Genomic DNA, 5,356 nt, shown 5'->3' on the forward strand with positions numbered 1-5,356 from the left:
AACACCCTGCCCGCTCGCCAAGCCCCATGACCGTAACATCGGCCCACTGAGCGCCAGCCTCCAGAGCGGCTACAGCATTGGCCGAGGCCATCCCAAAATCATTATGACCATGAAAGCCAAGCTCAACTTCAGGGTGCAGCTGCCTCAATTGGGTAATCGCGGCGGCTGTCGCCATGGGGGTCAAGACACCGACGGTATCCGCAAGCCGTATCCTCCTCACCCCCAAAGCCACCGCAGTATCAATCAGTTCGCCAAGAAATCCGGACTCAGCCCGGCTTGAGTCTTCCACCCCCAGAGACACATTCGCAATCCCCAACTCCTGGGCCAGGGCAACCGACTCCTTTAATCTCGTCAGCACCCAGTCACGGCTCTTACCCAGGCGAGTTGCGATATGGCGCTCGGAGGCGGGCAGCGACAAGGAGAGGACATCAGGCCGCAGGTGTCCAGCATAAATAATGTCCTCAGTCCGGCATCGGCTCCATAAGGCCAGACGCGGACAGTTTTCCATGACCCGAAGTTCGGCAATCAATCGTTCGAGATCAGGATCAAGAGTGGTGGCAATGCCAAGCTCGATCTCTTCGATTCCGACCAGAGCCACCGCCTTGGCAATAGCGATCTTTTGCTCCGAAGAAAACATCACCCCCGGTGTCTGAGCCCCCTCACGCAAGGTGGAATCAATCAGTCCTCTCATCCTCATCCCCCTTTACTGACAATCTTATAACTACACAGGTTAACGGTAATCAGTTATCGGTTTACCATTAACAGAATCATGGTTAGCCATTGGCAGGACCCCATCACCATCAACTGTCAACCGAAAACCGACAACCTTCTAAAAAGCTTAAGCACCCGCCAATCACGCCAAACAAGGTCTCTGCCATGGCTTGATCGCACCCTGACCAGCGGACGCCTTCTCCTTCTTGTAATTTTCCACCAGAGTGCTGACACTGCCGGAATCATAGACCACCAGTGTTTCAGCAAAGATATCAACATCTTCCGGATCATGACTGATCAACAGCACCGGGATATTGAAGTGCTTTTGGATATCGAGCAGTCCAGATCGAAGCCTCGAGCGCAGATTGGGATCAAGTGCTGCGAACGGCTCATCCAAGAGAAGGAGATCAGGTTTACGGATCAAGGCCCGGGCAAGAGCCACCCGCTGCCGCTGACCGCCCGAGATCTCCGATGGCATGGCCTCCTTAAGATCAGTAAGATGAAAGAGAGAGAGAAACTCATCAACACGCCGCTCCGCCTCACGGCTCAACCGTCCCCAGAAGGTAGGCTTGAGCGCAAAGGCGATGTTCTTCGCAACCGTTAAATGCGGGAACAGGGCGTAATCCTGAAAAAGATAACCGATATTTCGCTGCCTAGCTGGGACATTAACCCCCGTGTTCGAATCGAAGAGTGTCCGGCCACCGGCAATTATCATCCCGGCATCGGGTCGTTCCAGACCGGCCACCGCCCGCATTGTGGTAGTCTTGCCAGAACCCGATGCCCCGAACAGCACCACAAACTGCTCCTTTGAGCTAAACGAACAGTTCAACTCAAAACTCCGTCCCCGGGATCGCAGTTGCTTTTTAATGTCGATATATAGTTCCATAATGTCTGCCTATCTTTCACTTTCCGGTAGTAAAAAACCATGAGCGATTAAAATCGCTTTTGCCTCATCCGTTGCCAGGTAATCAAGGAATAAGGTCGCTTTTTGACTATCCTGGGCCGTCTTGGCCAGAGCAACCGGGTAAAGAATCCGGCTGCCGGGTAACTCGACGACGACTTTAACCTGCTCCTTGGCGACTTTGGCATCGGTGGCATAAATCAAGGCAGCATCCACCTCCCCGCGCCGCAAATAATCAAGGACCTGGCGCACCGAACTACCAAAAATCAGTTTGCCCTCCACTGCGCTCCATATCCCTGCCGCAACCAACGTCTCTTGGGCATAATGCCCAGCAGGCACGGTTTCCGGTTTGCCAATCCCAATCCGTTCAACCTGAGGTGAGGTCAAATCAGAAATCCCGGTCAGTGCTCTGGTGCCAAGGGTTGGTTTGGCCAGCACCAGAACATTCTTGGCAAAGACTTTCCTGGTCTGAACAACAATAAGCCCCTTTTCCTGGGCCTGATCCATATGTTTGACACTGGCCGAGGCAAATATGTCCACCGGAGCCCCTTGACTCATTTGAGCTACAAGGTCCCCGGTCGAGCCGAAGTTGAAAATAATCGTCACCCCTGGATGCCGTTGTTCGAAATCCTGACCCAACGAACGCATGACATTGGTCAGGCTTGCCGCTGCAGAAACAATGAGCGGTGTAGACGAATCGCAAGCCACAGTGCGGGCCAGCAGGACCACCCCGCACCCAATTGCCCACAACACCGTTTGAATCTTTTGCCACTTTTCCATACAGCGCCCCTATCTCCATGTGGTTTGCAATAACTTTCCCGACCCATACAGGATCGCTGCGCTCACTACGGTAATGATCACAACGAGAAAATTTGCCTGCTGAAAATCTCCTGCCTGAACCGCATCGTACACCGCCATGGACAAAGTTTGGGTCCGGCCTGGAAGATTACCGGCCACCATCAAGGTTGCGCCGAATTCCCCCATCGCCCGGGCAAACGCCATCATGCTGCCAGCCAAAATTCCGCGCCAGGCCAACGGCAATGAGACCCTGAAGAAAATCGTCACCTCCGATGCCCCCAAGGTAGCTGCCGCCTCTTCACACTGTTTATTAACCGCAGCAAACGCGGCCCCGGCAGATTTAAACACTAGAGGCAAGGAAACAATCATCGCCGCCAGCACCGCACCCTGCCAGGTAAAAATCAGTGAAACCCCAAAGTTTTCATAAAGCCAGCGACCAAAAAACCCTTTCCTGCCAATCACCACCAGTAAGTAATAGCCCAACACCGTTGGCGGTAAAACAAGTGGCAGGGAAAGCATGACCTCAAGCATATCCCGTCCCCAGAATTTTTTGCGGCTCAACAAATACGCCGCCGTCACCCCGATGATCATGGCGCCTGCAGTAGCGAGAACGGCAACCTTGATCGTCAGGGAGAGAGGAGAAATAATACTTTCAACAGTGGTCATGGGCTATACACGTTACACATTCTGGATAAAAATCCTTCTCTTCAGGATGAATGACACCTGTTCAATGTACCCTTTGGCTAAAAGAACCCCACACCCGCTCCCTGAGCAACAGGGCTAAAATACCCTATCTCACAATTCATCGCCCCAGATTTCACGTAAACGTTCATCGGGCACTCCAGATGCGCGAAAGCGGTCTGCGAGACTGCGAAGCAGATGGAGTGCCCGATGAACGTTTACATTCCGGTGAAATCCGCATGTTCAACGCTTCTGGTGAACAATTACGATTTCACAGACAGCCGCTGCCAGTTCCCGCACAGCTCTTATTGCCACAGGAGAGACTTCGACTTTTAAACACCGACAGATCGTTACCTTCGTACACCGCAGCAAGCCCGGTCTCGATAAAGCCGTTCATGATAATAGTCTTAACCCCGGTCTTCTCCAGGGTCTCCTTAGGGGTCTCACCAATACCACTGGCAAGCACCGCTCTACAATCACCAATGATCCTGGCCAACCTAAGCCATCTCCTTAACCCACCACCGATTTCCGGCGCCGCTCTTTTTTCAACCAACCGGTATCCTCCCTGATGAGACTCCCAGATCTCAAAGTTAAGGGCTTCACCCAGATGCTGATTTACCAGCACCCCCTCTTGAGTTGCCACCGCCACATACGGACGGGGCTTACTAACAGGAGGCAAAGAGGCGCACGCAGACAGGCAGCCTCGGAACTCTTCGGTTCGATCCTGATCGAGCAGACCTACGGCATCGGCCCGGCACCGGGTGCAATGACGCATCTGAGGCAAAAACTGTTCAGCGCTCTTGCGCACCACTTCCATCCTCTCAGCGCTCGGTTGATCAATGGAGCCGAACACGGTATCGACATTCGGAAACAAGGCCATACAGTTAAAGAGGTCTGCTCCGAGATCGCGCATTGCTACCGCCACCTCATCGATATGGTCGTCATTAATGCCGGGGATAAGGATAGTGTTGATCTTGACGGTAATGCCATGTTTTTTTAAGCTCTCAACCGCGGCCAACTGCCGGGCCAACAGTAATTCGGCTCCCCGGCGACCATGATGCACGATCTTGCCATCCTGGACCCAACTATAAATTCTTGCCCCAATCTCCGGATCAACGGCGTTAATGGTAATGGTCACGTGAGAGACATTCATCTCCGCCAGTTCGGGAATATACGGTCCGATATTCATCCCGTTTGAGGCTAGACAAAGAATGATCTCAGGAAACTCATCGCGCAGCATCCGCATGGTCTCCATGGTCTCCTGAGCATTGGCAAAGGGATCACCGGGTCCAGCAATGCCGGCCACGGTGATTCTCGGCTCTTTAGCCAAAACCCGAACCATATACTCACCCGCCTGCTCCGGAGTAAGCACCGTGGATGTCACCCCCGGCCGCGACTCGTTGACGCAGTCATACTTGCGATTACAGTAGTTGCATTTGATATTGCATTTCGGGGCCACAGGCAAGTGCACCCGACCGAACAGACCTTTAGCCCCGGGGTTGAAACAGGGATGCTTACTCAAGTCGAGCTGTGTCATGGTTTTCTCCTTTTTTTGGTAAATTATTGATGGAGCCAGCGCCAGATTGAGTCAGACCATCAGGCCTTTTCCCTTATTAATTCCAGATCGCCTCTCCCAAATTACATATAACTGTAACCAACCGGCGATCTTGCCTGCGCGCGATCGATGATGGTATTGACAATCTCATCAAACAGACGCTGGGCGCCACGATACCCAAGGTGAAGGATACGCTGCCCACCCATCCGATCATGGATAGGAAAACCCAGCCTGACCAACGGGATGTCAAGCTTTCTTGCCAAAGGATAGCCCTTGCTATTGCCAATAATCAAATCAGGAGCCAAACTCTCCGCCTGCTCACCAATCTCAAAAAAATCAGTCCCGTCATGGACAATAGGCATCTCATCCATCATCCCGCTGCAAACCGCTTCGATTGCCTTGGCAAGGTGACCGCTTTTCCCTCCTGAGGCACACAAGACTGGTCGCACCCCAATCTCGGCCAAAAACGCGGCCAGACCAACCACCAGATCCTCCTCCCCGTAAATTACAGCCCGTTTGCCGAAGAGATACTTATGGCCATCGACCATCGCATCAACAAGGCGTCCTCGCTCAGCAACCAACCAGGCGGGCAACGCCTCTCGCCGACTCATACCTGCCAAAACATCGACAAAGGCATCCGTTTCCCGAATTCCCATAGGCAACCCAAGACAATGGCGGGCTAAGCCAAAACGCTTCATCAACAAGTGACC

The 5,356-nt window shown here is 53.0% G+C and carries 6 protein-coding genes; all 6 read right to left on the reverse strand.

Features of this window, described 5'->3' with window-relative positions; genetic code table 11:
• A partial coding sequence (locus FP815_12670) for a hypothetical protein (GenBank protein MBA3015781.1) occupies nucleotides 1-697 on the reverse strand: 697 nt, incomplete at its 3' end.
• A gap of 156 nt (nucleotides 698-853) precedes the next feature.
• Nucleotides 854-1,597 carry an ATP-binding cassette domain-containing protein gene (locus FP815_12675; GenBank protein ID MBA3015782.1) on the reverse strand — a complete coding sequence of 248 codons (744 nt, stop codon included), beginning with the start codon at nucleotides 1,595-1,597 and terminating at the stop codon, nucleotides 854-856.
• A 9-nt stretch (nucleotides 1,598-1,606) separates the two neighbouring features.
• A complete protein-coding gene (modA, locus tag FP815_12680; protein ID MBA3015783.1) occupies nucleotides 1,607-2,392 on the reverse strand; it encodes a molybdate ABC transporter substrate-binding protein in 786 nt (261 codons plus the stop codon).
• 9 nt (nucleotides 2,393-2,401) lie between these two features.
• A complete protein-coding gene (modB, locus tag FP815_12685) occupies nucleotides 2,402-3,076 on the reverse strand; it encodes a molybdate ABC transporter permease subunit (protein ID MBA3015784.1) in 675 nt (224 codons plus the stop codon).
• Nucleotides 3,077-3,362: 286 nt separating this feature from the next.
• Nucleotides 3,363-4,628, reverse strand: coding sequence for a nitrogenase cofactor biosynthesis protein NifB (nifB, locus tag FP815_12690; GenBank protein MBA3015785.1), 1,266 nt, complete (start codon nucleotides 4,626-4,628; stop codon nucleotides 3,363-3,365).
• A gap of 101 nt (nucleotides 4,629-4,729) precedes the next feature.
• Nucleotides 4,730-5,356, reverse strand: a 627-nt coding sequence (locus FP815_12695) for a nitrogenase (protein ID MBA3015786.1), incomplete at its 5' end; no start/stop codon positions are given.

This window comes from Desulfobulbaceae bacterium (genome assembly GCA_013792005.1).
Lineage (GTDB): Bacteria > Desulfobacterota > Desulfobulbia > Desulfobulbales > VMSU01 > VMSU01.

Excerpts from the sequence above, each read along its gene's own strand:
- modB (MBA3015784.1), bottom strand. The coding sequence starts at position 3,076 with ATGACCACTGTTGAAAGTATTATTTCTCCTCTCTCCCTGACGATCAAG.
- FP815_12675 (MBA3015782.1), bottom strand. The coding sequence starts at position 1,597 with ATGGAACTATATATCGACATTAAAAAGCAACTGCGATCCCGGGGACGG.
- modA (MBA3015783.1), bottom strand. The coding sequence starts at position 2,392 with ATGGAAAAGTGGCAAAAGATTCAAACGGTGTTGTGGGCAATTGGGTGC.
- nifB (MBA3015785.1), bottom strand. The coding sequence starts at position 4,628 with ATGACACAGCTCGACTTGAGTAAGCATCCCTGTTTCAACCCCGGGGCT.